We start from the raw sequence: 25,815 nt of genomic DNA, 5'->3' as shown, positions 1-25,815 counted from the left end.
ACCGCTCCCCATACAGCTGCTCGTCTTATGCTGGCGGACTTGCGCATGGATGCGCTGACGTCGGCGTTCGCCACAGGACGTGGCGGTTTTTAGTCGACGTTCCTTTATTCAAGGCGCTTGCGCTTTTCGTGTTGAATCTTGCTTTCTGTACTGATATAATCAAAAATAGTGTATTTGTGTCGAGAAGTAGGAGTGAACGTTATGAATAGGGAAGAAAAACTGAACAGGCAATCAAGAATTCGCAACTTTTCGATTATTGCTCACATTGACCATGGAAAGTCCACTTTGGCTGACCGGATTTTAGAGAAAACGAACGCCCTGGCTCAACGTGAAATGAAAAGCCAGCTGTTGGATTCAATGGATTTGGAGCGCGAGCGTGGGATTACGATTAAATTAAATGCCGTTCAATTAAAATATAAGGCTAAGGATGGAGAAGAGTATATTTTCCATCTTATTGATACCCCCGGACATGTCGATTTTACTTATGAAGTGTCCCGAAGCCTTACTGCTTGTGAAGGGGCCGTGCTGGTAGTCGACGCGGCGCAGGGCATTGAAGCACAAACGCTTGCGAACGTGTACCTGGCATTGGATAATAATTTAGAGATTATTCCGGTTATTAATAAAATCGACTTACCGAGCGCTGATCCGGAACGCGTCAGAACTGAAATTGAAGAAGTCATTGGCCTGGATGCCTCAGAGGCGGTCCTTGCTTCTGCAAAAGCAGGCATCGGCATCGAGGAAATTTTGGAACAGATTGTGGAACTTGTACCGGCTCCTGAAGGGGATCCGGATGCACCGTTAAAAGCGCTGATTTTCGACTCGATATATGATGCCTACCGAGGAGTAGTTGCTTACATACGTGTCATGGAAGGATCCGTGAAACCAGGCGACAAAATTAAAATGATGGCTACCGGAAAAGAATTTGAAGTAACCGATGTTGGTGTATTCACGCCGAAAATTGAAATGCACGACGAATTGACGGTTGGTGATGTAGGCTTCCTGACGGCAGCAATTAAGAATGTCGGCGATACGCGGGTTGGGGATACAATCACCAATGCAAAAAATGGCGCTACAGAAGCGTTGCCCGGATACCGAAAATTGAACCCCATGGTTTATTGCGGTTTATATCCAATCGATTCCTCGAGGTTCAATGATTTGCGTGAAGCACTCGAAAAACTTGAGCTTAATGACTCGGCGCTTCAATTCGAACCGGAAACTTCCCAGGCATTAGGCTTTGGTTTCCGCTGCGGATTCCTTGGGCTTCTTCACATGGAAATTATCCAGGAGCGCATCGAGCGTGAATTCAAGATTGATTTAATTACCACTGCACCAAGTGTTATCTATGATGTCATCAATACCGATGGAACACAGATCAAAGTGGATAATCCATCCAATATGCCCGATCCGCAAAAAATCGATCGTGTGGAAGAACCGTACGTGAAAGCTTCGATGATGGCCCCGAATGAATTTGTTGGAGCGATCATGGAGCTCTGCCAGAACAAACGGGGCATATTCATTGATATGCAATATATGGATGAAACGCGTGTCAGCATTGTCTATGAAATCCCGCTTTCTGAAATCGTTTATGATTTCTTTGACCAATTGAAGTCCAATACGAGAGGATATGCTTCCTTCGATTACGAGCTGATTGGCTATAAACCGTCCCAACTGGTCAAAATGGATATCCTTCTTAACAGTGAAACCGTCGACGCTCTAAGCTTTATCGTACACCGTGATTTTGCCTATGACCGAGGAAAAATAATTGTAGAAAAGCTTAAAGCGTTAATTCCAAGACAGCAATTCGAGGTGCCCATCCAGGCGGCAATCGGACAAAAAATTGTTGCACGGTCCACGATTAGCGCCATGCGGAAAAACGTGCTCGCTAAATGTTACGGCGGAGATATTTCCCGGAAACGGAAGTTGCTCGAAAAACAAAAAGAAGGTAAAAAGCGCATGAAGCAGGTAGGTTCTGTAGAAGTGCCGCAGGAAGCCTTCATGGCTGTTTTGAAAATGGACGATACAACACCAAAAAAATAAATCCGCTATAATAAGGAGGTTAGAATTATCGTTTTTCGATAACTAGCCTCTTTTTCTAATTGCAAAAATGATAAAAGGTCGTGTTATAAATGATACAAAGTGCATACATCCATATCCCGTTTTGCGAGCATATATGCCACTATTGTGATTTTAATAAAGTATTCCTTCAAGGACAGCCTGTTGATCAGTATTTGACTATGCTAAAAAAAGAAATGCAGATTGCCCTAGATAAATATCCTCAGCCAGGGCTGAGAACGATTTTTGTCGGTGGCGGAACCCCAACTTCATTAAATGAGCGACAATTGGAATTTCTATGTCAATCGATAAACGAAACGCTGCCATTTGGCGACTCTGTTGAATTTACATTTGAAGCGAATCCGGGCGATCTGTCAGAAGAAAAACTCGCCATCCTTTATGAGGCTGGTGTAAACCGTCTCAGTTTTGGGGTCCAAAGCTTTAACGATGAATTGCTGAAAAAAATTGGCAGGACCCACCGGGCAGCTGATGTATATGAAACGATCGAAAAGGCACAAAAAACGGGCTTTACCAACATAAGCATTGATTTGATTTACGGTCTTCCGGGCCAGACAATGGACGATTTTGTCGATACGCTTGATAAGGCTCTCGAACTTGGTCTGCCGCACTATTCAAGCTATTCCTTGATTGTCGAACCGAAAACGGTATTTTATAATTTGATGCAAAAGGGAAAATTACAATTGCCGCCGCAGGAACTTGAAGCCAGCATGTATGAACGGCTGATGGAGAGTATGAAAAGACGCGGATTACATCAATATGAAATCAGCAACTTTGCAAAACCCGGTTTTGAAAGCCGCCATAACCTGACCTACTGGAACAATGAGGAGTATTTTGGCTTTGGGGCCGGTGCCCATGGCTATATTTCCGAGAGGAGGGTGGCTAACTACGGGCCGATAAAGAAATATATTGTTCCTTTGTCGGATGGAGATTTGCCCCTTCTGGAAGAACATCTTGTTCCCAAGGCTGAAAAAATGGAAGAAGAAATGTTCCTGGGCTTGAGAAAAACGCAAGGGGTTTCCCTGGCAACATTCAAAAGGAAATTTTCCATTGAAATGACAGACATTTTTGCGGAACCGCTCAGAGAGCAGGGAAAACGGGGGCTAATTGAAATGGGAGGCGGTTTTGTACGCCTTACAGAGCGCGGCAGGCTGCTTGGAAACGAAGTGTTCCAATCTTTTTTAGGAATAATCTAAACCGTTGACATCATTGGCGTCATTTGATAATTTATTAATAGTATTAGCACTCGCCAAACAAGAGTGCTAACAGAGGTGATCAAAGATGTTGACTGAACGACAGTTATTAATACTTCAGGTCATTATCGATGAGTTTATTAGCTATGCTCAGCCCGTTGGATCAAGAAGCCTGTCGAAAAAGGATGAAATCACCTTTAGCTCGGCAACGATCCGCAATGAGATGTCGGATCTTGAAGAACTTGGGTTCATTGAAAAAACCCACACTTCATCGGGCCGTGTCCCTTCAGAAAAAGGATATAGATATTATGTAGACCATTTGCTGTCACCGCAGACATTGAAGTCCAATGATATGCTAATGATAAAATCGGTATTTGCCGAACGTATTTACGAACTGGAGAAGATTGTTCAGAAGTCGGCGAAAATTCTGTCTGAACTAACGAACTATACGGCGATCGTCCTCGGACCAAAAGTTAAGGACCATAAGCTGAAAAAAATCCAGATCGTCCCTATAAGCGAAGAGACAGCAATAGCAATCATTGTTACAGATACCGGCCATGTCGAAAATAAAGTGTTTTCGCTGCCGCCTTCTTTTGATGTTAATGAAGTCGAAAAAATGGCGAATATACTGAATGACCGTCTTGCCGGTGTTCCGCTGATGGAACTGAAAGACAAGATTTATAAGGAAGTAGCGATGCTGCTCAAGCAGCATATTCATAATTATGATGCCGTTATCGCAACACTTTCAGACACATTGAACCTGTCAAAGCCTGAAAAGCTTTTTTTTGGCGGGAAGACGAATATGCTGAGCCAGCCAGAGTTTCATGATATTGATAAAGTAAGATCACTTTTAGCGATGATTGAACAAGAAAAGGGTCTGTATGATTTGATGAAACGAAATCCAGCCGGCATTCATGTTAAAATCGGCCGGGAAAATAATAATTCAGCACTTGCAGCCTGCAGTCTGATAACGGCTACTTATTCCGTGGGTCCGGAACAGGTTGGCACGATTGCAATTCTTGGACCGACAAGAATGGAGTATTCACGGGTGATCAGCCTGCTCCAATTCATCACAACCGATTTGACTGCGCTTTTGACGAAGCTGTATCAAAAGGAATAGTAAAGGCAATATTGTTAGGGTGCCGGACTTCACTCAGAATCCGAGGACATCACAGAGCGGAAAGCTTTGACAGCAATAATTAATATGTAGGGAAAGAACGTATAAGTTTTTGAACTTAGACCGGTGTGGCCTCGAGTCATAAGCCAGCTTCCTACAGAAGGCAAAGAACGCCTTCTTTCGGGATCTGTCTTATGCTTGTCGGACTTGCACAGGATGTGCTGACGTCGACGTTCGCCACAGGACGTGGCGGCTCTTAGTCGACGTTCTTTTCAAGGCGCTTGCGCTTTTCTTGTAGGATAAGAAAGTATAACTTTTTCAATGTGAACTGATGTCTAGCTCCAGCGCCTAGCCCCTCGAGGTCATAAGTCGATCATCTGATGGGGAGAAAACCGCTCCCCATACAGATGCTCGTCTTATGCTTGTCGGACTTGCACAGGATGTGCTGACGTCGACGTTCGCCACAGGACGTGGCGGCTCTTAGTCGACGTTCTTTTCAAGGCGCTTGCGCTTTTCTTGTAGGGAGGTGATAGTAGTGACTGAAGATAAAAAAACTGACAACGTAACTGATACTGTTGAAGAAATCGAAGCAGAGCCGATTTTTGCTGAGGGCGATGTGACAGAAGAAGGTTCTCAAGAGGAAGCACTAGAGTCTTTCGAGATGGATCAGGCACAGCCGGAAATTGCTGAACTCGAGGCAAAAATTGAAGAAATGGATAGCCGTTATCTTCGATTACAGGCTGATTTTGATAATTCCAGACGCCGTGCCAGATTGGATATGGAGGCGGCGCAAAAATATAGAGCCCAAAGTCTGGCAACAGACTTATTGCAAGCTCTTGACAATTTCGAGAGAGCGATTCAAATTGAGCCGGATACTGAGCAAACGAAATCTTTGCTTCAGGGAATGGACATGGTGCATAAAGGCTTACTGGATGCATTGAAAAAAGAAGGCATTGAACCGATCGAGGCTGTTGGGAAAGAGTTCGATCCACATATACACCAGGCTGTCATGCAGGTTCAGGACGAGAGTTTCGATTCAAATGTTATCGTTGAGGAATTGCAAAAAGGATACATGCTTAAAGACCGTGTCCTTCGTCCTGCAATGGTGAAAGTGAACGAATAATTCCTACATAAATATATTGGAGGTAAGCAAAAAGATGAGCAAGATTATTGGTATTGACTTAGGTACAACAAACTCTTGTGTTTCTGTATTGGAAGGCGGAGAGCCGAAAGTAATTCCGAATCCGGAAGGAAACCGCACCACTCCCTCTGTCGTTGCATTCAAAAACGGCGAAAGACAGGTTGGTGAAGTTGCCAAACGCCAGTCCATTACAAACCCAAATACAATCATTTCAATTAAACGCCACATGGGTACAAACCATAAAGAAGAAATGGAAGGAAAAGAATACTCTCCACAAGAAGTTTCTGCCATCATTCTTCAATATTTAAAGTCTTATGCGGAGGAATACCTCGGCGAAAAAGTAACAAAGGCAGTTATCACTGTACCTGCTTACTTCAATGACGCGGAGCGCCAGGCAACCAAGGATGCCGGACAAATTGCAGGCTTGGAAGTTGAACGGATCATCAACGAACCAACTGCTGCAGCGCTTGCTTACGGATTGGATAAAACAGAGGAAGACCAAACGATTCTTGTATTCGACCTGGGCGGCGGTACATTCGATGTTTCGATCATGGAACTAGGGGATGGTGTATTCGAAGTAAAAGCAACTGCCGGCGATAACAGACTTGGCGGTGACGACTTTGACCAGGTTATCATTGATTATCTTGTAGCTGAGTTCAAAAAAGAAAATGGCGTTGATCTATCAAAAGATAAAATGGCGCTGCAGCGTTTGAAGGATGCTGCTGAGAAAGCGAAAAAAGATCTTTCCGGTGTGACTTCAACACAGATCTCCCTGCCTTTCATCACAGCCGGGGATGCAGGACCATTGCATTTGGATGTATCTTTAACAAGAGCTAAATTTGATGAAATCTCATCCAGTCTTGTAGAACGAACAATGGGACCAACACGCCAGGCGTTAAGCGATGCAGGTCTTTCACCATCCCAAATCGATAAAGTCATTCTTGTCGGGGGATCAACTCGTATTCCGGCTGTTCAGGATGCAATCCGTAAGGAAGTAGGAAAAGAACCTCATAAGGGCGTGAACCCTGATGAAGTTGTCGCCATGGGTGCAGCAATCCAGGGTGGCGTGTTAACGGGTGACGTAAAAGACGTCGTTCTTCTTGATGTTACGCCGCTTTCTTTGGGAATTGAAACAATGGGCAGCGTATTCACTAAGCTGATTGACCGGAATACAACAATTCCGACTAGCAAATCACAAGTTTTCTCAACTGCTGCCGACAATCAAACCGCGGTTGACATTCATGTGCTGCAAGGGGAACGGCCAATGGCTGCCGACAACAAAACGCTTGGCCGCTTCCAATTAAGCGACATTCCGCCGGCACCGCGCGGCATTCCGCAAATTGAAGTAACATTCGATATTGATAAAAACGGAATCGTAAATGTACGTGCCAAAGATCTTGGCACGAACAAAGAACAGACGATTACGATCAAATCTTCATCTGGACTTGCTGATGATGAAATCGATCGCATGATCCGTGAGGCTGAAGAAAACGCGGAAGCTGACAAAAGCCGTAAAGAGGAAGTAGAACTTCGCAACGAAGCTGATCAGCTTGTATTCACAACGGAAAAGACATTGAAAGACCTTGAAGGCAAAGTGGATGAAGCAGAAGTTACGAATGCTAACGAAGCGAAGGATGCCCTAAAAGCTGCGATTGAGAAAAATGATATCAACGAGATTCGCGAAAAGAAAGATGCGCTTAACGAAATCGTTCAAAACCTAACGGTCAAGCTGTACGAAGAAGCTGCTAAAGCTCAGGAAGCACAAGCCGGAAGCGAGCCTGGCCAGGAAAAAAAGGATGATAATGTCGTTGACGCTGAATATACTGAAGTGAATGATGACGAAAAAAAATAAGACAGCTTTGTAAAGAGAAACATTCACCTGTTTTTCAGGAAAAGTCAAAGTCAGGATTTCTTGGCTTTGGCTTTTTTGGTTGTCTAGTGCAAGCAGCCTAGCCCCGACGCACAGGACGTGCTAGTGCCGACGAAGACATAAGGACGTGTCGGCCTCGAAGTCATAAGCCAATAATCTGATGGGAAGAAAACCGCTCCCCATACAGCTGCTTGTCTTACGCCTGTCGGACTTGCGCAGGATGCGCTGACGTCGACGTTCGCCACAGGACGTGGCGGATTTTAGTCGACGTTCCTTTTAGGCGCTTGTGCTTTTCTTGTTGCACTTTATTTTAAAAAAGTGATAGAATTATCTTTATGTGAAACGAACCGGGAGTGGATTTAGTAATGAGTAAACGCGATTATTATGAAGTGCTTGGCGTGTCGAAGGGCGCTTCAAAAGATGAAATGAAAAAAGCATACCGCAAGCTCTCCAAACAATATCATCCTGATATTAACAAGGAAGCGAACGCGGCTGATAAGTTCAAAGAAATTACGGAAGCATACGATGTACTGAGCGACGATCAAAAGAAAGCTCAATATGATCAATTTGGCCATACCGATCCGAATCAGGGCTTTGGCGGTGGACAGGACTTCGGCGGCGGTTTTGGCGGCTTTGAGGATATCTTCAGCACATTCTTTGGCGGAGGAGGCGGAAGAAGAAGAGATCCAAACGCCCCGCGCCAGGGAGCTGACCTTCAATATACAATGCCTTTGAAGTTTGAGGAAGCCGTCTTCGGAAAACAGACGGAAATCGAGATACCGCGTGAAGAGAACTGCGATACATGTAAGGGTACTGGTGCCAAGCCTGGAACAAAAGTAAACACATGCTCACATTGTCATGGAACTGGACAGCTGAGTGTAGAACAGAATACCCCGCTTGGACGGATTGTCAACAGAAGGACTTGTCATTATTGTCAGGGAACCGGGAAAATCATTCCTGAAAAATGTTCGACCTGCGGCGGTGCAGGCAAAGTCAAAAAACGCAAGAAAATCCAAGTCCAGGTCCCTGCTGGAATCGATGATGGGCAGCAGCTACGTGTATCTGGACAGGGAGAACCGGGAGTCAACGGAGGCCCGTCAGGAGATTTATATGTGGTCTTTAGTGTCCGCTCCCATGAGTTCTTTGAACGTGATGGCGATGACATTTATTGTGAAATGCCAATCACAGTTGCACAAGCGGCCCTTGGTGATGAAATCGAAGTGCCGACGTTGCATGGGAAAGTCAAATTGAAAATCCCTGCTGGCACCCAAACAGGAACAAGATTCCGTTTAAAAGGAAAAGGCGTGTCGAATGTCAGAGGGTATGGCCAGGGGGATCAGCATGTCGTTACCCTGCTCGTAACACCAAGGAAACTAACAGACAAACAAAAACAGCTGCTTCGAGAATTCGCAGAAATCAGCGGCCAGGAAGTGCCTGATGAACATGAAGAAAGTTTCTTTGGAAAAGTGAAACGAGCATTTAAAGGTGACTAATTGAAACAGGAGTGGAAGATTATGAAGTGGTCTGAAATTGCGATCCATACGACAAATGAAGCGGTTGAGCCCGTTTCTAATATCCTGCACGAGGCGGGTGCAAGCGGCGTTGTCATTGAAGACCCCAATGATCTGTTCAAGGAACGTGAAAACGTCTTTGGAGAAATCTATCAGCTAAATCCTGCCGACTATCCGGATGAGGGAGTTATTGTAAAAGCCTATTTGCCTGTAAACAGTTTTCTTGGAGAAACGGTAGACGAGATTAAGGAAGCGATTCATAATTTGCTTTTATTTAATATTGACCTTGGAAGGAATTCAGTTTCTATTAGCGAAGTAAATGAAGAAGAATGGGCCACAGCCTGGAAAAAATACTATAACCCGGTTAAAATATCTGAAAGGTTCACCATCGTCCCCACCTGGGAAAATTACGAGCCGGTTTCAAGCGACGAGCTCATTATCGAACTCGATCCTGGAATGGCGTTTGGAACCGGTACACATCCGACTACTGTCATGTGCATCCAGGCATTGGAACGTACGGTTAAGCCGGGCGATTCTGTCGTCGACGTTGGGACCGGGTCGGGAGTCCTCAGCATCGCGGCTGCCATGCTCGGGGCACAGAGCGTTACTGCCCTGGACCTTGACGAAGTAGCAGTTGCTTCCGCGAAGCTGAATGTAAAGCTGAATAAAGTGCAAAATGTAGTTTCCGTATCACAGAACAACTTATTGGATGGAGTTGAAAGGTCGGCTGACGTTGTAGTTGCCAATATTCTTGCCGAGGTGATTGTCCGCTTTACAGATGAGGTCGCGGCGGTCGTTAAACCCGGCGGATCCTTCATTGCATCAGGCATCATCCAGCCAAAAAAGCAAGAAGTGAAGGATGCCATCACTGCGTCCGGATTTACGATTGAGGAAACCATTCTCATGGAAGATTGGGTAGCCCTGATTGCGAAAAGGAATCAATAGTCTATATGAGGCGCTCATTATCCATGGATGATGCTGCGCCATTTTCCTTATAAAATTGAGAAAAGCAGGTGCCATAGTGCAGCGTTATTTTTTACAGGAGGATGATTTTGAGGATAAATTGATAAGAATTTCAGGTGAGGATTACCATCATATTACAAGAGTGATGCGGATGGAACCGGGAGATCAAATGATCTGTGTAATAAATAACCAACAGACTGCGCTCTGTGAAATCACCGAAATTGCGAATGATACGGTTGTAGGAACTGTTATTGAATGGAAGAATGAAACACAAGAGCTACCGGTGAAGGTAACAATTGTGAGCGGTCTGCCTAAAGGGGATAAACTGGAGTACATCATTCGAAAAGGGACAGAATTAGGTGCAGCTGAATTTATCCCTTTTATTGCGGCTCGTTCTGTTGTGAAATGGGACCAGAAAAAGGCAGCCAAAAAACAAGAGCGCCTGCAGAAAATCGCAAAGGAAGCAGCTGAGCAATCGCATCGGACTGTAATGCCAGCTGTTTTAGAACCTAAAACAATGGATGAATTGCTTCTATACTCTGACGCCTATGACTACAAGCTGATTGCGTTTGAAGAAGAAGCCAAACGAGGGGAAACAGGAGTCCTTGCTTCCGTCTTGAGAGGGATAAAACCAGGCCAGTCACTCCTGTTTTTGTTCGGACCAGAAGGCGGCCTGGCCCAAAATGAAATTGACAGGCTTATCCGTGCTGGCTTCATGGCTTGCGGACTTGGGCCGAGAATATTAAGAACGGAAACAGCGCCGCTTTATACTTTATCTGCTGTTTCCTACCAATTAGAATTATTGAGGTGATCAAATTGGCTACTGTAGCTTTCCATACTTTAGGATGCAAAGTAAACCATTATGAAACAGAAGCGATATGGCAGCTATTCAAATCAGAAGACTATGAACGTGTCGAATTTGAATCAGCAGCTGATGTTTATGTGATCAATACATGTACGGTAACAAACACGGGCGACAAAAAGAGCCGGCAGGTTATCCGCCGCGCCATCCGCAAAAATCCAGATGCCGTTATCGCTGTAACTGGTTGTTATGCCCAAACATCACCTGCTGAAATCATGGCGATTCCTGGAGTGGATATTGTGGTCGGAACCCAGGACCGTACAAAAATGCTCCCGTATATCGAACAGTATAAAAAAGAACGCCAGCCAATCAACGGTGTTGGCAACATTATGAAGAACCGCGTCTACGAGGAGCTGGATGTTCCGGCATTTACCGACCGTACACGTGCTTCCTTGAAAATCCAGGAAGGCTGCAATAACTTCTGCACCTTCTGTATCATCCCATGGGCACGCGGATTGATGAGGTCGCGTGATCCGAAAGAAGTTATCCGCCAGGCGCAGCAGCTTGTCGATGCGGGCTATAAAGAAATCGTGTTAACCGGAATTCACACAGGCGGATATGGCGAAGATATGAAAGATTATAACCTGGCCATGCTTCTGCGTGATCTAGAAGAACAGGTTATAGGGTTGAAACGGATCCGTATTTCCTCAATCGAAGCGAGCCAGATTTCCGATGAGGTTATTGAAGTGCTGGCCAATTCCGAAAAGGTTGTACGACACCTTCATATCCCAATCCAATCCGGATCTGATACAGTATTGAAGCGGATGAGAAGAAAATATACGATGGAATTTTTCGCTGATCGTTTAATCAAACTTAAAAAGGCGCTGCCGGGTCTTGCAATCACATCTGATGTCATTGTCGGCTTCCCTGGTGAAACGGAAGAAGAGTTCATGGAAACCTATAACTTTATTAACGAGTACAAGTTTTCCGAGCTTCACGTATTTCCATATTCTAAGCGGACAGGCACTCCCGCTGCGAGAATGGAAGACCAAATTGACGAAGAAATTAAAAACAAGCGTGTGCATCAGTTAATAGCCCTTTCTGATCAGCTTGCAAAAGAATATTCATCTCAATTTGACGGAGAAGTGTTGGAAGTGATCCCTGAAGAACGCTTTAAGGAAAATCCGGAAAGCGGCCTCTACGAAGGATATACCGATAACTATTTAAAGGTGGTATTTCCAGCCGATGAAGAAATGGTCGGCGAAATCGTGAAGGTGAAGATTACAAAGGCGGGATACCCGTATAATGAAGGCCAATTTGTGACGGTCGTCAAGGATGCTGCAGAGTTGAAGGCAGCCGCGAACTGACTGCCTGGAAAAAAGAACAACCTACTGTTTCACCACCAAGGGTGTTAGAGATTCAAAGAAAACCAAGCTAAACCGGAGAAGTGATGATCCAGTTCTTAAAATCCTTGGAAGAGTATAATACCTCTTTTAATACTTCTTTATATATTTGATATTGCCTCTAAAAAAGCGCATCTTCTGATTGCAGAATTTATTGTGATACAGGCTCGTATAACCTGCTTAAACATGATATTATTGAGAGGTACGGACAACTTATTTGCCGTGTTGAAAGGAGATGCTATAATGGTTCAAAATGTTGCCGGTTTCATCGACCATACACTTTTAAAAGCAGATGCAACAAAAGATCAAATAAAGGTTCTTTGTGAAGAAGCCAGGGAGTATACATTTGCCTCTGTCTGTGTTAACCCAACCTGGGTGAAGTATGCAAGCGAACTGCTTCAAGGCACTGATGTTAAGGTTTGTACGGTTATCGGTTTCCCACTGGGGGCTAACACTCCGGAAACAAAGGCGTTTGAAGTAAAGAATGCGATTGAGAACGGAGCACAGGAAGTCGATATGGTTATCAATATTGGAGCTCTTAAAGGAAAAGATAATGAGCTTGTCGAGAGGGATATCCACGCTGTTGTTGAAGCGGCGAAAGGAAAAGCATTGACAAAAGTAATCATAGAAACATCTTTATTAACAGAAGAGGAAAAAGTCCGTGCATGTGAACTTTCGGTTAAAGCGGGCTCTGATTATGTGAAAACCTCAACAGGGTTTTCAACAGGCGGCGCAACACCGGTAGACGTAGCGCTTATGAGGAAAACAGTCGGACCGAAAATCGGGGTTAAAGCTTCCGGCGGTGTGCGTAATACGGAAGACGCCAATAAAGTAATCGAAGCTGGGGCAACACGGATTGGTGCAAGTGCCGGTGTTTCCATCGTAAAAGGCTTGGCTGCTGATTCTGATTATTGATTCGGATATTTTCCCGGGCAATCATCCAACTGGAGCGTAGCAAGATCTCTGGATGATTACCCGGAATCTCATTGCGATACAGTCGAGTCAGCGATTTTTTTTAGCTGACCTTCTTTTTATGTTTTCAAAGGTCTATGGATGATATGAATCAATTTCGCAAACTGCCTCGAAAACGGCAGTACAATCAGAGACGTTATCACATTAAACAAAACACTTGCGTGGGCCAACTGTGTCGCTTTATCTGGAGTGAAATGGGCTGCTGCATCTTCCAACAGATGGATGAATGGAATAAAAGCAAGCACGCCAAGAACATTCAGCCAAATATGGGCATAGGCGGTGAATCTGGCTTCATTGCCCGAACCGAAGCTGGCCATATATCCCGTGATGCATGTACCGATATTGGAGCCCAGCATGATCGCAATCGCAGCATAAACAGTCAATTCATCACTGGCTAAGAAACTCATCGAGATCCCGATTGTAGCGGAGCTGGAGTGGATGACAGCGGTGATGACCAGGCCAGTTAAAAGAGCAATGAGGATATTTCGATCCATACTGTCAGTCAAGGTTTGAACGGTGGAATAAGACGAAATAGGCCCTGCCATTTGCTTGAATCCGCTCATTGCCGCAAAAATCGCGCTAAGTCCAATCAGCGATATGCCGATGCTTTTACACACATTCTTTGGGACAAAACATAAAAGAGCCCCGCTAATCACTCCGGGAACAATCCATTTGTCAAATGAGAATGTCATAAATTCGGCAGTCAAGGTTGAGCCGATGTTCGATCCCAATATGATTCCGATTGTTTGCGGAAAAGTCAGGGAGCCCGCTGAAACAAGACCTATTGTCATCACCATCACTGCTGCACTGCTTTGCAGGATTCCCGTTATGCATGTCCCGACGATAAAGCCCTTCCACGGGGTATTTGTCACCTTCGAGAGGAACGCTTTCAACGATTCACCAGAAAGATTGAATAAACCTATCCGCAGTACGGCCATTCCTGCTAAAAAAATACATAGGTATAGAACAAAAAGAATAAGCTCATGCATTGTCTTCCCCCCTGTGATAATCCTATGGATAGGTACATGGGGACATGCCTGTTTTTTGAAATGTCAAACTGATAATATAGTTGACCTCCGATTTCGCTTATATTATAATAACTAAGTACATGTGACAACATGTTGCCAACTATGAGTTAGTGTGTTGTTTCCGGAGGGAGGGAAAGAGATGTCTAAAACCACCGTTCGTAAAAACGAATCGCTTGAAGATGCTCTTCGTCGTTTCAAACGTACTGTATCGAAAGCAGGATCGCTTCAGGAAGCAAGGAAGCGTGAGTTTTATGAAAAACCAAGCGTAAAGCGCAAGAAAAAGTCTGAAGCTGCCAGAAAACGTAAATTCTAAGAGAGGGTGGAAGTATGAGTCTTCTCGAGCGTTTAAATAATGATATGAAACAAGCGATGAAGAACAAGGAAAAGGACAGACTCTCTGTTATCCGAATGGTGAAGGCTGCCCTCCAAAATGAAGGTATTAAAGCCGGAAAACAGGATCTGACAGAAGAGGAAGAATTGACGGTACTTTCTCGCGAACTAAAACAGCGTAAAGACTCCCTCCAAGAGTTTGAAAATGCAGGCAGGATCGATCTCGTGGAAAAAATTCGTACCGAACTTGGTTACGTTGAGGCATATATGCCGGAGCAGCTTTCAGAAGAGGAAGTTAACGAGATTGTAAAACAAACAATCGAAGAAGTTAATGCATCCTCGAAAGCTGATATGGGGAGAGTTATGGGTGCTCTAATGCCGAAAGTTAAAGGAAAGGCTGACGGCACCGTAGTTAATAGGTTAGTACAACAATATCTATCTTAAACTCGAAACCTAAACCGCAGGCAATTATATTGCCTGCGGTTTTTTAAGTGAGAAAAGTAAAGCTTACAAGAAAACTTTTACATAAACCGTAACTTTCTGGTTGAAGATACGTAAGAAGAAATAGAATGGTAAAAATGGGGAAGGAGGGTTCTCCTTGCGAATTTGGCAAACAGCGGCAGGCTTGATATTAATCTCGCTCGCCATCATCATCATGCCGCATTACTTTTCGACGAAAAGCGAGGCTGTGCTTGCTGAATCAATGGAACATACAGTTTCGGCAAAAGGGGGACAATTCAAAGAACTTGCACTGGAAAACACTGATAACGAATCCGTAAACGAAGGTTTTTCAGAAAAATTGGCGCACTTTCTAACCAACCCGTTCATCATTCCGCTGCTTCTAACATTAGCGAGTGTGGGCTTTGTTATTGAGCTGTTCTCACCGGGATTTGGGCTTTGGGGCCTTGCAGCCATCATCGCCATGATCTTATTCTTTTATGGCCATCTTGTTGCCGGTACAGCAGGCTACGAAACAGTCGGGCTGTTTGTTGCCGGAATTATTCTGATCGTGCTTGAACTTTTTCTTCCCGGCGGCATTGTCGGGGCACTTGGATTATTTGCTGTGATCGGCAGTTTGTTTATGGCATCGGGCAATTTAATCCATATGGCGGTATCCGTACTGGTAGCCGTGACTGCATCAATTTTGGTCTCTATCCTATACGTAAAGGTGTTTGATAGGAAAATGAACTTTTTTAAGAGAATGATATTAACTGATCAGGCGAATACCGACAAAGGTTATGTGTCCAATCAAAATCGATTGGAGCTTATTGGGAAGCAAGGCCGGGCTATGACCGATTTAAGGCCGTCAGGTACCGCTGTAATTGAGGATGAGCGGGTGGATGTGGTCACCGAAGGCAGCTTTATTACCAAAGGTACATTGGTAAAGGTGATGAAAACAGAAGGCTCGCGTATCGTTGTTAGAGAAGTAACGTAATACTTCATATTGGAGGAGGATACTATGGAAATAACTTCAGGAACTATCTTATTAATTTTGGCAATCATTGCAGGAATCATCGTACTTGCTGTATTTTTGACCTTTGTGCCAGTGATGCTGTGGATTTCAGCACTTGCTGCGGGTGTAAAGGTCAGCATCTTTACATTAGTCGGGATGAGGTTAAGGCGAGTCATTCCGAGCCGTGTCGTAAATCCGCTGATCAAAGCACATAAAGCAGGTCTGGATGTTACGACCAATCAGCTTGAGAGCCACTATCTTGCAGGAGGGAATGTCGATCGGGTAGTGAATGCCTTGATTGCCGCCCAGCGTGCAAATATTGAGTTACCATTTGAAAGAAGTGCAGCGATTGACCTCGCGGGGCGTGATGTACTGCAAGCCGTTCAGATGAGTGTCAATCCCAAAGTCATCGAGACACCTTTTATCGCGGGTGTGGCCATGGATGGCATCGAAGTGAAGGCGAAGGCACGGATTACTGTCCGGGCCAATATTGACCGTCTGGTAGGCGGAGCGGGTGAGGAAACGGTTATTGCCCGTGTTGGTGAGGGGATTGTTTCAACGATTGGCTCCTCTGGCAATCATAAAAAAGTGCTCGAAAATCCAGATATGATTTCAAGAACCGTATTATCAAAAGGCCTGGATGCGGGAACGGCTTTCGAAATTCTCTCGATTGATATTGCCGATGTCGATATCGGCAAAAATATTGGTGCGATTTTGCAGACCGACCAGGCAGAAGCAGATAAAAAGATCGCTCAGGCGAAAGCTGAAGAGCGGCGTGCCATGGCAGTTGCGCAGGAGCAGGAAATGGTTGCGCGGGTTCAGGAGATGAGAGCGAAAGTTGTAGAATCTGAAGCTGAAGTTCCGTTAGCGATGGCCGAAGCTCTGAAAACAGGGAATATCGGTGTAATGGATTATATGAATATCCAAAACATATCAGCAGATACGGATATGCGTGATTCGATTGGCAAGGTATCTAAGGATCCGAAAGATAAAAAATAAATTATCTGGATCTTCGAAGGGAGGGCTTTTGTGGAATCTTTACTGGAGTTTTTATTTGGAAACTCTCTCTTGATCATTATCTTGATTGGCGTTATTTCCACCTTTCTGGGCAAAAGAAAAAAAACGGATGAAACCTCAGGGCGGGACCGAAGAATGACAATTCCCGACGTCATAAGAGAAACCTTGGAAAAGCAATCGGCTCCTGCAAAACGGCATAACGAACAGACTGAATGGCCAGAAAGGACGAAAATCAGTGATATAGAAGTCAAGCTGGAACAGGCACGGGATGTTTTGGAACAAAAGCTTCCTGATCCTGCAAAAAGTCCTGTTATCTATCATAAGTCTATTGAGGAAACCGAAATATCCGATTATAAACCAAATCTTCATTTTGACCGCCAAAAACTGATTGATGGAATCATCATGTCGGAAGTGCTTGGCCCGCCAAAATCGAGAATGAATAAGAGAAGGTAGCCTCGCCTTACTTTTCTTATGGTTCGCCACAGGACGTGGCGGATGTTAGTCGACGTTCCACTCAAGGCGCTTCCGCTTTTCCTAAAATAACTGTGCTAGAACCCCTTTTCATTTCATACATTGAGATGAAAGGGGGTTCTTTTTTATGGCATCAAAATGGGGGCAAAACATTAAAAAGCTGCTTGTAAGGACCATAGACCTTCCACAAGATGTCATGATGGACCTGCCAAGAATCACGATGATCGGACAATTACATATTTATATTGAAAACCACAGGGGCTTGCTTGCCTTTACAGATACGGAAGTAAGATTGATGCTGAAAAAGGGTCAGCTTTTGATCAGGGGGAACGAATTTGTCATCAGAACGATTTTACCTGAAGAAATCATGCTTCAAGGCAAAATCGATCAGGTTTTTTTTATAAAAGAGTGATTACCGGGAGGAGACTCATGAAGAACCAGTGGACAAACTTTTATACAGGGTATGTAAAAGTGAAGGCAAATGGAAAGGGTTCAGAGAGGCTTATTAATGCCCTTACGAGAAGGGGCATCCATGTTTGGGATGTGAAGCGTGCCGGGACTGAGTCGGTCGTCTTCTGCATTGATTTAAAAGAAATACCAAAGCTGCGTGAGACAGTCAGGGAAAGCAATTGTAAGGTTACTTTCTTATACGGGAAAGGAGGTCCGTTCCTAATCAAGAGACTGCTGAAAAACAGCGGCTTTTTGGCGGGAAGCCTTGCTTTTTTAGTTTGCCTGTTTGTTCTTTCCAATATGGTGTGGGATATACAGGTGCATAACGCGAAACCCGAGACGGAATACGCCATTCGTAAAGAATTGGATCAAATGGGCATTAAAATTGGAAAGGTACAATTCTTACTCGATGATGTCGATACTATCCAGCGAAAGCTGACCGATAATATCGGTACCGTAACCTGGATAGGTGTCGAGTTAAAAGGGACAACCTACCATTTTCAAGTTGTCGATAAAAAGCAGCCAAAGGCAGAAAAAAAGACGTCTCCACGTAATCTTGTTGCCAAGAAAAAAGCCATCATCACTGATATGTTTGTTGAAAAAGGACAACCTAAAATCAAAGTCAACGACTATGTAAATAAAGGGCAGCTGCTCGTGTCCGGTATGATTGGGAAAGAGGACAGCCCAAAAGTTATATCTGCAAAAGGTGTAATAAAGGGTGAAACCTGGTATAAATCGACCGTTGAAGTTCCTTTGGATTCTACCTTCTCGGTGTTTAATGGTGAAGAGAAGACAAAGCATTATCTCGCCTTTGGGAACGTTTCAATCCCTGTGTGGGGCTTTCAGGATCCTGGATACAAGCGGTACGAGAAAGATATCACAGTAAGGACGTTTCATTTTCTGAAATGGGAGCTGCCGATTGCCTATAAAACGGCAACGAAAAGAAGCAAAGAGGAAATCGTCCGTAAGTATACCAATCAGGAAGCGTATGACGAAGCAAGAAAAATGGCCAGAGCTGACCTCAAAAAACAATTGCCGGTTGATGCTGAAATAATTGGACAAAAAATTTTGCAGGTAATCCCTGAGAGTGGTAAAGTTAAATTAACAATTCATTATCAGGTTATCGAAAATATCGCAACAGGACAACCAATCATTCAAGGAGACTAACGAATGCCAGAAGATCTGAAAGTAATAAATCTAGAGCTAGAATCGCCGGGTGAAGCGCAGGCTTTATTAGGAAATGCGGATTCCCATGTAAAAGTGCTCGAAGAAGAACTTCATGTATCGATCATTACCCGGGGTGAAGGAATTTCAGTTGCGGGTGAACTGGAGAACGCCATCCATGCAGAAAATATCCTGAAAGAGTTGCTGGCTGTGATCAGGAAAGGGGTTCATATCAGCTCCCGGGATGTGATCTATGCCATCGGGCTTTCCAAAAAAGGTACATTAGAATATTTCCGTGAGCTATATGAAGAAGAAATTGGCAAGACGGCAAAAGGAAAATTAATCCGTGTCAAGACGCTGGGCCAGCGCACATATATTTCGGCAATCAAAAAGCATGATCTTGTTTTCAGCATCGGGCCTGCCGGAACAGGCAAAACATATCTTGCAGTAGTAATGGCCATAAATGCACTGAAAAGCGGACAGGTAAAACGGATCATTTTAACACGGCCTGCAGTTGAAGCGGGAGAAAGCCTTGGCTTCCTGCCAGGCGATTTGAAAGAAAAGGTGGATCCATACTTAAGGCCGCTTTATGATGCCCTCCATGACCTGTTCGGGATGGAGCATACACAGAGGCTGATTGAGAGAGGGACCATAGAAATCGCTCCTCTTGCCTACATGAGAGGCAGGACTCTGGATGACGCTTTCGTCATTTTGGATGAGGCGCAAAATACGACCCAGGCACAAATGAAGATGTTCTTAACCAGGCTTGGATTCGGCTCCAAAATGGTAATCACTGGCGATAGCTCACAAATTGATCTGCCTAAAGGGGTTAAATCAGGACTGATCGCTGTAGAGGACATTCTTAAAGGAGTACCAGGTCTTTCTTTTATATACCTGGAGCAAAGCGATGTTGTCAGACATCCCCTGGTTGGGAAAATAATCACTGCATATGAACAAGCAAATGAATAGTTTGTCACCAGATCCGCCTTTCATTGGGGCGGATTTTTCTTTCTTATTTCATAATAGGATGAAAGTTGATTTAAAAACTGTTATCATTTTACATAATTAGATAAAACGCTTCCGCTTTCTAAAGATTCAGTACAATTTTTTGAAGTTTGAAAGGGTCTAGCGCAAGCAGCCTAGCCCCTCGAGGTCATAAGCCAATCATCTGATGGGGAGAAGACCGCTCCCCATACAGCTCTTGTCTTATGCTTGTCGGGGCTGAACAAGGCGCTTCCGCTTTTCTGATAGGAGGGGAATTTTTGAATTTCATTCAGGCTAATTTAACGCGGCTGAGAGCTTTGCTCGGCAACCGTCTTTTTCAGATTTTGCTCTTTGTCGTGCTTGGGATTTTCGCTTATTTGATGATGTATTCGAATGTGAAGCCGGAAAAAGTGAAAATTGAGCTTTTAAAGCCTGCTGAACAAACGATCAGGTCTACAAAGACAGTGGAGGATACATATAAAACGGAACAGGAAAAAGAAGAAATCACCCAGCAGGTGGCGGATGTTTATACGTTAAAAAAAGAGTATGCCCAGAATAAAGTTGATTTGATCGCTTCGATTTTTGACTCCGCATTGGAAGTCAAGAAGGAAACAAGTCCGGAAGATCCGGAATCGGCCGGGAAAGACGAAAATGAGAATAATTCATCAAAAACAGCGACGCCAGCTGAAAAGACAGTGATGTTAAAACAAAAGCTGACGGATGAGGTAAATAAAGAGATCCCCGAATCCGTTTTTCTTGCGCTTGTAGAGGCTGATGAAGACGATCTTAAGATTTCAAAGGATTTGACAATTACAGCGGTCAACAACGTCATGAGCCAGAGAATAACTGCCGCCGACGTCGAAAATGCCAAAAAACGTGCGGAAGAGGAATTGAAGTATACAAGCTTGGATAATGAACTGAAAAATGCTTCCATTTCACTTGCGCGAAATGCAATTATTCAGAACGTCTTTTTTGATAAGGACAAAACGGAGGTACAGCGGACACAAGCTGTGGAGACGATTGAACCGATTAAGATACTCCAGGGGCAAATCATTGTCGAGGAGGGCCAGCTGATTGACCGTGAAGTATACCGGCAGCTGGAATTGGCCGGATTTTTGAACAATGATAAGACTGTTTTCCCCTATCTAGGTTTATTCCTGTTTCTTACGCTTATCACTGGTGCGTTGTACTATTACTTTTATTTAAGCAATAATACGGAGGACAGAAAAGTCACCCAGATGCTGGTATTTAGCCTCGTGCTGATGCTCTCCCTATCGGTGATGAAGATATTCAGTCTTTTTTCCGATTTGAAGTATGTCGATCTGGGCTATTACTTTCCAGCGGCAATGGCTGCCATGCTGATTAAAAATTTGCTCCATGAGCGTTTCGCAGCGGCAATCACGATTATATTAGGAGCGTTTGGAACGATCATCTTTAATGGCGATGTATCCGGTAACCTTGATTTTTCGATCGGCCTATACATCATGTTCAGCGGACTGGCAGCGATTATCATTCTTTCTAAAAAAAATTTCAAGACAAAAATCCTGCAGGCCGGACTTCTGTTGTCCGTTATCAATGTAGTTCTTTTGTTTTCCATCCTGTTTATCATGGATGGCAACTATTCAAAAATGGAATATCTCTTTTATATGATAGCAGCGATCGTTTCCGGCGTTGCTTCATCTGTGCTGACAATCGGGCTGCTGCCTTTTTTTGAAGCCGGGTTCGGAATTCTTTCGTCGATTAAGCTGCTTGAGCTATCGAATCCCAATCATCCGCTTCTGAGGAAGATCCTGACGGAAGCACCAGGCACATATCATCATAGTGTCATGGTGGCAAACCTTGCTGATTCAGCTTGCGAAGCGATCGAAGCAAATGGGCTCCTTGCGCGGGTTGGCAGCTACTATCACGATATAGGGAAGACGAAGCGGCCCCAGTTTTTTATCGAGAACCAGATGAATATCGAGAATCCGCATGACAGACTTCCGTCGGCAACGAGCCGGGATATCATCATTGCCCATGTAAAGGATGGGGCCGAAATGCTGCTAAAATGCAAAATGCCCCAGGAAATTATCGATATCGCTGAACAGCATCATGGAACGACGCTGCTTAAATTTTTCTATCATAAAGCTTTGAAGCAAGGAGAAGATGTTAAAGAGGAAGAATACCGCTATTACGGTCCCAAGGCGCAGACGAAGGAAATTGCGGTTATAGGGATTGCCGATAGTGTCGAGGCTGCTGTCCGATCAATGGTTCATCCTACTCCAGAGAAAATAGTGGAACTGGTTGAGAAGATCATCAGTGACCGGATGAATGACCATCAATTTGACGAATGTGATATAACCATGAAAGAATTAAGTGTAGTTAAGCAATCACTCTGTGAAACATTAAATGGCATTTTTCACTCAAGGATTGAATATCCGGAGTTTCCTAAATTAGAACAGAAGGTGAGACCATGATTTTTACCATCGACTTTATGGACGAAACGGAAAAAGTAACTGAAGAGGCTAAACAACTCGTGGAGGGTGTTCTTCAATTTGCCGCTGAGCATGAAGGGATCGAAGAAGGCAGTGAGCTTTCTGTCACCTTTGTGGGCAACGATAGAATCAGGGAGATTAATAAAGAGTATCGTGGCAAGGATGCCGCCACTGACGTCATTTCATTTGCGATGGAAGAGCTGGGCGAGGATGAAATCGAAATCGTTGGTGCTAAAACCCAACGTCTCCTGGGCGACATTATCATTTCCATCGAGAGGACACAGGAACAGGCTGAGGAATATGGGCATTCCTTTGACCGTGAATTAGGGTTCCTGGCCCTTCATGGTTTTTTGCATTTGCTAGGATACGACCATATGAATGAGTCGGATGAAACAAAAATGTTTACTAAACAGAAGGATATATTAAACCGATATGGGCTTACAAGAGAAGTCTAAAACAAGTCGGCCCTTATACAAGAGTTTTATGTTTGCCTTTCAGGGGATCAAGGGAGTCGTGAAGTCGGAAAGGAACATGAAAATTCACCTGGCCGCCGCTTGTGCAGTTTTATTTTTCGGCTGGTATTTTTCTGTTTCACGATTGGAGTGGCTATTCCTGCTGGTTGCTATATCTGGTACCATCACGCTTGAAATGGTGAATTCAGCAATCGAAAGGACTGTCGATCTGATTACCGGGGACATTCATCCCCTGGCAAAGCAGGCAAAGGATATAGCGGCCGGTGCCGTCCTTGTTTACGCGGTATTTTCTGTGTTAACCGGACTGATTATCTTTTTGCCTAGATTGTTCGGTATTATGTATTACGTTATTTCTCCTTTATTACGGTAGATTTACACTTGGATTATTAGGTATTCAAGACTAGTTAGGATGCGTTACAATAAGAGTGCGTCCTCTTTTCTGAAAGGAAGATGTGAAAATGGAACTAAAAAGTCTAGTGGAAGAAGCTAAAAAAGCCAGGGAAAAAGCCTATGTGCCTTACTCCAAATTCCCGGTGGGAGCCGCGCTGCTTACTGCCGATGGCCGCGTATACCATGGCTGCAATATTGAGAACGCTGCCTACAGCATGACGAATTGTGCTGAGCGCACAGCATTATTCAAGGCTTATTCAGAAGGTGACAAGAAATTTACCGCACTGGTTGTCGTAGCGGATACAAATAGGCCGGTCCCTCCATGCGGGGCGTGCCGCCAGGTCATTTCAGAGCTATGCAACAGTGACATGAAAATTGTTTTAACGAACTTAAATGGAGATATAAAAGAACTAACAGTAGAGGAATTGCTTCCAGGAGCTTTTTCACCGGAGGATTTACATGAATAAACTATTTGACGATACACAATCGACAGACCACAAATCAGGTTTCATTTCGATCATCGGCAGACCGAATGTCGGCAAGAGCACTTTCCTGAACAGGGTAATCGGCCAAAAAATCGCAATTATGAGTGATAAACCGCAAACGACCCGCAATAAGATCCAGGGAGTGCTTACCCTCGATGACGCCCAAATGATTTTTATTGATACGCCGGGCATTCATAAGCCGAAGCATAAACTTGGCGATTTCATGATGAAGGTTGCCACCAATACGCTTAAAGAAGTGGATTTAATTTTATTTATGATCAATGCACAGGAAGGGCTGGGGCGCGGGGATGAATTTATCATTGAAAAATTGCAAACCGTGCAAACACCGGTCTTCCTCGTTGTGAACAAGATCGACCAGGTGCATCCGGATGAACTGCTGCCCTTGATTGAGACGTACCGGAATCTGTATCCATTTGCTGTGATTGTGCCAATTTCTGCATTGGAAGGAAATAACCTGGAAACACTGCTTGGCCAGATTAAAGAACATCTTCCCGAAGGACCGCAGTTTTACCCTGCCGATCAAGTGACCGACCATCCGGAACGTTTTATTATTTCTGAACTGATCCGTGAAAAGGTCCTCCACCTGACACGCGAGGAAATCCCGCATTCTGTTGCTGTCGTGATCGATTCGATCAAGAAAATGGAAAACAGTGAAACGATCAACGTGATGGCAACGATCATTGTTGAGCGTGATTCACAAAAGGGTATTGTCATCGGGAAACAAGGAAAAATGTTAAAGGAAGTCGGCAAACGGGCCCGACTCGATATTGAAAATCTGCTTGGCTCCAAGGTTTTTCTTGAGCTATGGGTAAAAGTGCAAAAGGACTGGCGCAATAAGATGTCACAGCTGCGGGATTATGGCTTTAATGAGGATGAGTATTAAATCGTGTCTTAAAGCGCTTGCGCTTTTCTGATATTATTCCTAGCATTATTTGTTTATCATGTTTTAGGGAAGCAGGGTCAAGATAATCTTAGGGTTGGAATTTTAAATATGCTAGTTACATGAAAGGTGGGCCTTTATTATGTTAGATTTTACATGGAAAGTGTTCAGCCAGACTGGTAACGTTGATACCTACCTTCTTTTTAAGGAGTTAGAGGTGGAGAGACAAGAAAGATCCGAAGGTCAGAAGGAAGAACTAGCAGAGATTGATTTTCCCATCTCCTAGGTTAGTCTTGTCCTTAAGAGATTGGATGGTGGCTTGTCTTGCTCCAAAAATGTGAAGGCATTGTCATACGGCGGACGGATTATGGAGAAAGCAATAAAATTATAACGATATATACACGTGAATGGGGGAAAATTGGCGTGATGGCAAGAGGTGCCAGCAAACCGAGCAGCCGCCTCTCTGCCGTCACCCAACTCTTCTATTACGGATATTTCCTTGTCCAAACATCAAGCGGTCTTGGCGGCCTGCAGCAAGGTGAGACAGTGAACTCGATGCGCTCCATCCGCGAGGATATCTTTTCAACTGCCTATGCATCCTATATTGTCGAGCTTCTTGATAAAAGCATAGAGGATAAAAGTGCGAATCCTTATCTGTTTGAACTGCTTTATCAAACATTGAATTACATAAACGAAGGATACGATGCAGAGGTCCTCAAATTTATTTTTGAGATGAAAATGCTGCAGGTTAACGGTTTGAGTCCCGCTCTTGACCAGTGTGCTGTTTGCGGCAATACGGAGGGGGAATTCGCCTTTTCTTTAAGGGAAGGCGGCTTTATTTGCCACAGATGTTACGGCAAAGATCCGTATCATTTTAAGATTTCCCCTGCTGCTGTTAAACTGATGAGGCTTTTTTATTATTTTGATTTGTCACGGCTTGGAAACATCTCGATCAAGCCGGAAACCAAAAAAGAACTGGAGCAGGTAATCGATGCTTACTATGAGGAGTATTCCGGCCTGTATCTGAAATCAAAGAAATTCTTAAAGCAGATGGATAAGATGAAGGACATGTTTTAACGGCGGACGCTTCCGCCGCCTATTGACAATAGCAGCTTACTCCGCTAAAATCTATTTAATAGAAAAAGTATAACTG

26 protein-coding genes and 1 pseudogene are annotated in these 25,815 nt (G+C 44.2%); 26 read left to right on the top strand and 1 reads right to left on the bottom strand.

What is annotated here, in order from left to right; all coding sequences use genetic code 11:
- From ELQ35_RS22835 to deoC, 11 genes are all read left to right on the top strand, one after another.
- Positions 1-209 (top strand): hypothetical protein (locus ELQ35_RS22835; RefSeq protein ID WP_221884966.1); only part of this gene is annotated, 209 nt, incomplete at its 5' end.
- Positions 202-2,037: a translation elongation factor 4 gene (lepA, locus tag ELQ35_RS12865; protein ID WP_126865230.1), complete on the top strand. Its 1,836-nt coding sequence runs from the start codon at positions 202-204 to the stop codon at positions 2,035-2,037. The genes ELQ35_RS22835 and lepA, both read left to right, overlap by 8 nt.
- A gap of 89 nt (positions 2,038-2,126) precedes the next feature.
- Complete coding sequence (hemW, locus tag ELQ35_RS12860) at positions 2,127-3,266, top strand: radical SAM family heme chaperone HemW (protein WP_126865229.1); 1,140 nt, start codon at positions 2,127-2,129, stop codon at positions 3,264-3,266.
- Positions 3,267-3,351: 85 nt separating this feature from the next.
- Complete coding sequence (gene hrcA / locus ELQ35_RS12855; RefSeq protein ID WP_126865228.1) at positions 3,352-4,383, top strand: heat-inducible transcriptional repressor HrcA; 1,032 nt, start codon at positions 3,352-3,354, stop codon at positions 4,381-4,383.
- 532 nt (positions 4,384-4,915) lie between these two features.
- Entirely contained in the window at positions 4,916-5,503 is a 588-nt protein-coding gene (gene grpE / locus ELQ35_RS12850) for a nucleotide exchange factor GrpE (RefSeq protein WP_126865227.1), read from the top strand.
- A gap of 34 nt (positions 5,504-5,537) precedes the next feature.
- Entirely contained in the window at positions 5,538-7,373 is a 1,836-nt protein-coding gene (gene dnaK, locus ELQ35_RS12845) for a molecular chaperone DnaK (RefSeq protein WP_126865226.1), read from the top strand.
- Between the two features lie 383 nt (positions 7,374-7,756).
- Positions 7,757-8,884, top strand: coding sequence for a molecular chaperone DnaJ (dnaJ, locus tag ELQ35_RS12840; RefSeq protein WP_126865225.1), 1,128 nt, complete (start codon positions 7,757-7,759; stop codon positions 8,882-8,884).
- A 21-nt stretch (positions 8,885-8,905) separates the two neighbouring features.
- Positions 8,906-9,847, top strand: coding sequence for a 50S ribosomal protein L11 methyltransferase (prmA, locus tag ELQ35_RS12835; protein ID WP_126865224.1), 942 nt, complete (start codon positions 8,906-8,908; stop codon positions 9,845-9,847).
- A 76-nt stretch (positions 9,848-9,923) separates the two neighbouring features.
- On the top strand, positions 9,924-10,676 hold the full coding sequence (locus ELQ35_RS12830; protein WP_126865223.1) for a 16S rRNA (uracil(1498)-N(3))-methyltransferase: 753 nt from the start codon (positions 9,924-9,926) through the stop codon (positions 10,674-10,676).
- A 5-nt stretch (positions 10,677-10,681) separates the two neighbouring features.
- Positions 10,682-12,034 (top strand): tRNA (N(6)-L-threonylcarbamoyladenosine(37)-C(2))-methylthiotransferase MtaB, encoded by a 1,353-nt coding sequence (gene mtaB, locus ELQ35_RS12825; protein ID WP_126865222.1) that lies wholly within the window; start codon positions 10,682-10,684, stop codon positions 12,032-12,034.
- A 279-nt stretch (positions 12,035-12,313) separates the two neighbouring features.
- Entirely contained in the window at positions 12,314-12,985 is a 672-nt protein-coding gene (deoC, locus tag ELQ35_RS12820) for a deoxyribose-phosphate aldolase (RefSeq protein WP_126865221.1), read from the top strand.
- 116 nt (positions 12,986-13,101) lie between these two features.
- Here deoC and ELQ35_RS12815 read toward each other — a convergent pair whose 3' ends face one another.
- The gene (locus tag ELQ35_RS12815; RefSeq protein ID WP_126865220.1) at positions 13,102-14,031 is read right to left on the bottom strand and encodes a Na/Pi symporter; all 930 of its coding nucleotides are present in this window, start codon (positions 14,029-14,031) and stop codon (positions 13,102-13,104) included.
- Positions 14,032-14,209: 178 nt separating this feature from the next.
- Here ELQ35_RS12815 and rpsU point away from each other — a divergent pair, with 178 nt between their 5' ends.
- The 15 genes and pseudogenes from rpsU (at position 14,210) to recO (ending at position 25,739) form a co-directional block, all read left to right on the top strand.
- Positions 14,210-14,383, top strand: coding sequence for a 30S ribosomal protein S21 (gene rpsU / locus ELQ35_RS12810; protein WP_126865219.1), 174 nt, complete (start codon positions 14,210-14,212; stop codon positions 14,381-14,383).
- Between the two features lie 14 nt (positions 14,384-14,397).
- Positions 14,398-14,844 carry a GatB/YqeY domain-containing protein gene (locus ELQ35_RS12805; protein ID WP_126865218.1) on the top strand — a complete coding sequence of 149 codons (447 nt, stop codon included), beginning with the start codon at positions 14,398-14,400 and terminating at the stop codon, positions 14,842-14,844.
- 229 nt (positions 14,845-15,073) lie between these two features.
- A pseudogene (locus tag ELQ35_RS12800) lies at positions 15,074-15,835 on the top strand (NfeD family protein); the annotation flags it as partial.
- A gap of 24 nt (positions 15,836-15,859) precedes the next feature.
- Complete coding sequence (gene floA / locus ELQ35_RS12795) at positions 15,860-16,852, top strand: flotillin-like protein FloA (RefSeq protein WP_126865217.1); 993 nt, start codon at positions 15,860-15,862, stop codon at positions 16,850-16,852.
- A gap of 30 nt (positions 16,853-16,882) precedes the next feature.
- Positions 16,883-17,323 (top strand): hypothetical protein, encoded by a 441-nt coding sequence (locus tag ELQ35_RS12790; protein ID WP_126865216.1) that lies wholly within the window; start codon positions 16,883-16,885, stop codon positions 17,321-17,323.
- 145 nt (positions 17,324-17,468) lie between these two features.
- Entirely contained in the window at positions 17,469-17,753 is a 285-nt protein-coding gene (gene yqfC / locus ELQ35_RS12785) for a sporulation protein YqfC (protein WP_126865215.1), read from the top strand.
- 17 nt (positions 17,754-17,770) lie between these two features.
- A complete protein-coding gene (gene yqfD, locus ELQ35_RS12780; protein ID WP_126865214.1) occupies positions 17,771-18,958 on the top strand; it encodes a sporulation protein YqfD in 1,188 nt (395 codons plus the stop codon).
- 3 nt (positions 18,959-18,961) lie between these two features.
- Positions 18,962-19,924, top strand: a complete 963-nt coding sequence (locus ELQ35_RS12775) for a PhoH family protein (RefSeq protein ID WP_126865213.1) — start codon at positions 18,962-18,964, stop codon at positions 19,922-19,924.
- A 293-nt stretch (positions 19,925-20,217) separates the two neighbouring features.
- Positions 20,218-22,395, top strand: a complete 2,178-nt coding sequence (locus ELQ35_RS12770) for an HD family phosphohydrolase (RefSeq protein WP_246026063.1) — start codon at positions 20,218-20,220, stop codon at positions 22,393-22,395.
- The gene (ybeY, locus tag ELQ35_RS12765) at positions 22,392-22,868 is read left to right on the top strand and encodes an rRNA maturation RNase YbeY (protein ID WP_126865211.1); all 477 of its coding nucleotides are present in this window, start codon (positions 22,392-22,394) and stop codon (positions 22,866-22,868) included. Before ELQ35_RS12770 ends, ybeY begins: the two co-directional genes overlap by 4 nt.
- Entirely contained in the window at positions 22,846-23,256 is a 411-nt protein-coding gene (locus ELQ35_RS12760) for a diacylglycerol kinase family protein (protein WP_126865210.1), read from the top strand. Before ybeY ends, ELQ35_RS12760 begins: the two co-directional genes overlap by 23 nt.
- A gap of 88 nt (positions 23,257-23,344) precedes the next feature.
- Positions 23,345-23,743 carry a cytidine deaminase gene (locus tag ELQ35_RS12755; protein WP_126865209.1) on the top strand — a complete coding sequence of 133 codons (399 nt, stop codon included), beginning with the start codon at positions 23,345-23,347 and terminating at the stop codon, positions 23,741-23,743.
- The gene (era, locus tag ELQ35_RS12750; protein ID WP_126865208.1) at positions 23,736-24,665 is read left to right on the top strand and encodes a GTPase Era; all 930 of its coding nucleotides are present in this window, start codon (positions 23,736-23,738) and stop codon (positions 24,663-24,665) included. Before ELQ35_RS12755 ends, era begins: the two co-directional genes overlap by 8 nt.
- 139 nt (positions 24,666-24,804) lie before the next feature.
- Entirely contained in the window at positions 24,805-24,948 is a 144-nt protein-coding gene (locus ELQ35_RS12745; protein ID WP_126865207.1) for a YqzL family protein, read from the top strand.
- Between the two features lie 38 nt (positions 24,949-24,986).
- The gene (recO, locus tag ELQ35_RS12740; RefSeq protein ID WP_126865206.1) at positions 24,987-25,739 is read left to right on the top strand and encodes a DNA repair protein RecO; all 753 of its coding nucleotides are present in this window, start codon (positions 24,987-24,989) and stop codon (positions 25,737-25,739) included.
- The last annotated feature ends 76 nt before the right edge of the window (positions 25,740-25,815 follow it).

The sequence above is a fragment of the Peribacillus cavernae genome (assembly GCF_003989135.1).
Lineage (GTDB): Bacteria > Bacillota > Bacilli > Bacillales > DSM-1321 > Peribacillus > Peribacillus cavernae.
Note: the sequence above shows the minus strand (reverse complement) of the source record. Positions and strands in the feature narration are given on the sequence as shown.

Excerpts from the sequence above, each read along its gene's own strand:
- ybeY (WP_126865211.1), top strand. The coding sequence starts at position 22,392 with ATGATTTTTACCATCGACTTTATGGACGAAACGGAAAAAGTAACTGAA.
- deoC (WP_126865221.1), top strand. The coding sequence starts at position 12,314 with ATGGTTCAAAATGTTGCCGGTTTCATCGACCATACACTTTTAAAAGCA.
- dnaJ (WP_126865225.1), top strand. The coding sequence starts at position 7,757 with ATGAGTAAACGCGATTATTATGAAGTGCTTGGCGTGTCGAAGGGCGCT.
- prmA (WP_126865224.1), top strand. The coding sequence starts at position 8,906 with ATGAAGTGGTCTGAAATTGCGATCCATACGACAAATGAAGCGGTTGAG.
- dnaK (WP_126865226.1), top strand. The coding sequence starts at position 5,538 with ATGAGCAAGATTATTGGTATTGACTTAGGTACAACAAACTCTTGTGTT.
- yqfD (WP_126865214.1), top strand. The coding sequence starts at position 17,771 with ATGAAGAACCAGTGGACAAACTTTTATACAGGGTATGTAAAAGTGAAG.
- ELQ35_RS12775 (WP_126865213.1), top strand. The coding sequence starts at position 18,962 with ATGCCAGAAGATCTGAAAGTAATAAATCTAGAGCTAGAATCGCCGGGT.
- ELQ35_RS12755 (WP_126865209.1), top strand. The coding sequence starts at position 23,345 with ATGGAACTAAAAAGTCTAGTGGAAGAAGCTAAAAAAGCCAGGGAAAAA.
- floA (WP_126865217.1), top strand. The coding sequence starts at position 15,860 with ATGGAAATAACTTCAGGAACTATCTTATTAATTTTGGCAATCATTGCA.
- era (WP_126865208.1), top strand. The coding sequence starts at position 23,736 with ATGAATAAACTATTTGACGATACACAATCGACAGACCACAAATCAGGT.
- yqfC (WP_126865215.1), top strand. The coding sequence starts at position 17,469 with ATGGCATCAAAATGGGGGCAAAACATTAAAAAGCTGCTTGTAAGGACC.
- ELQ35_RS12815 (WP_126865220.1), bottom strand. The coding sequence starts at position 14,031 with ATGCATGAGCTTATTCTTTTTGTTCTATACCTATGTATTTTTTTAGCA.
- ELQ35_RS12760 (WP_126865210.1), top strand. The coding sequence starts at position 22,846 with ATGGGCTTACAAGAGAAGTCTAAAACAAGTCGGCCCTTATACAAGAGT.
- hemW (WP_126865229.1), top strand. The coding sequence starts at position 2,127 with ATGATACAAAGTGCATACATCCATATCCCGTTTTGCGAGCATATATGC.
- ELQ35_RS12805 (WP_126865218.1), top strand. The coding sequence starts at position 14,398 with ATGAGTCTTCTCGAGCGTTTAAATAATGATATGAAACAAGCGATGAAG.
- lepA (WP_126865230.1), top strand. The coding sequence starts at position 202 with ATGAATAGGGAAGAAAAACTGAACAGGCAATCAAGAATTCGCAACTTT.
- hrcA (WP_126865228.1), top strand. The coding sequence starts at position 3,352 with ATGTTGACTGAACGACAGTTATTAATACTTCAGGTCATTATCGATGAG.
- ELQ35_RS12745 (WP_126865207.1), top strand. The coding sequence starts at position 24,805 with ATGTTAGATTTTACATGGAAAGTGTTCAGCCAGACTGGTAACGTTGAT.
- rpsU (WP_126865219.1), top strand. The coding sequence starts at position 14,210 with ATGTCTAAAACCACCGTTCGTAAAAACGAATCGCTTGAAGATGCTCTT.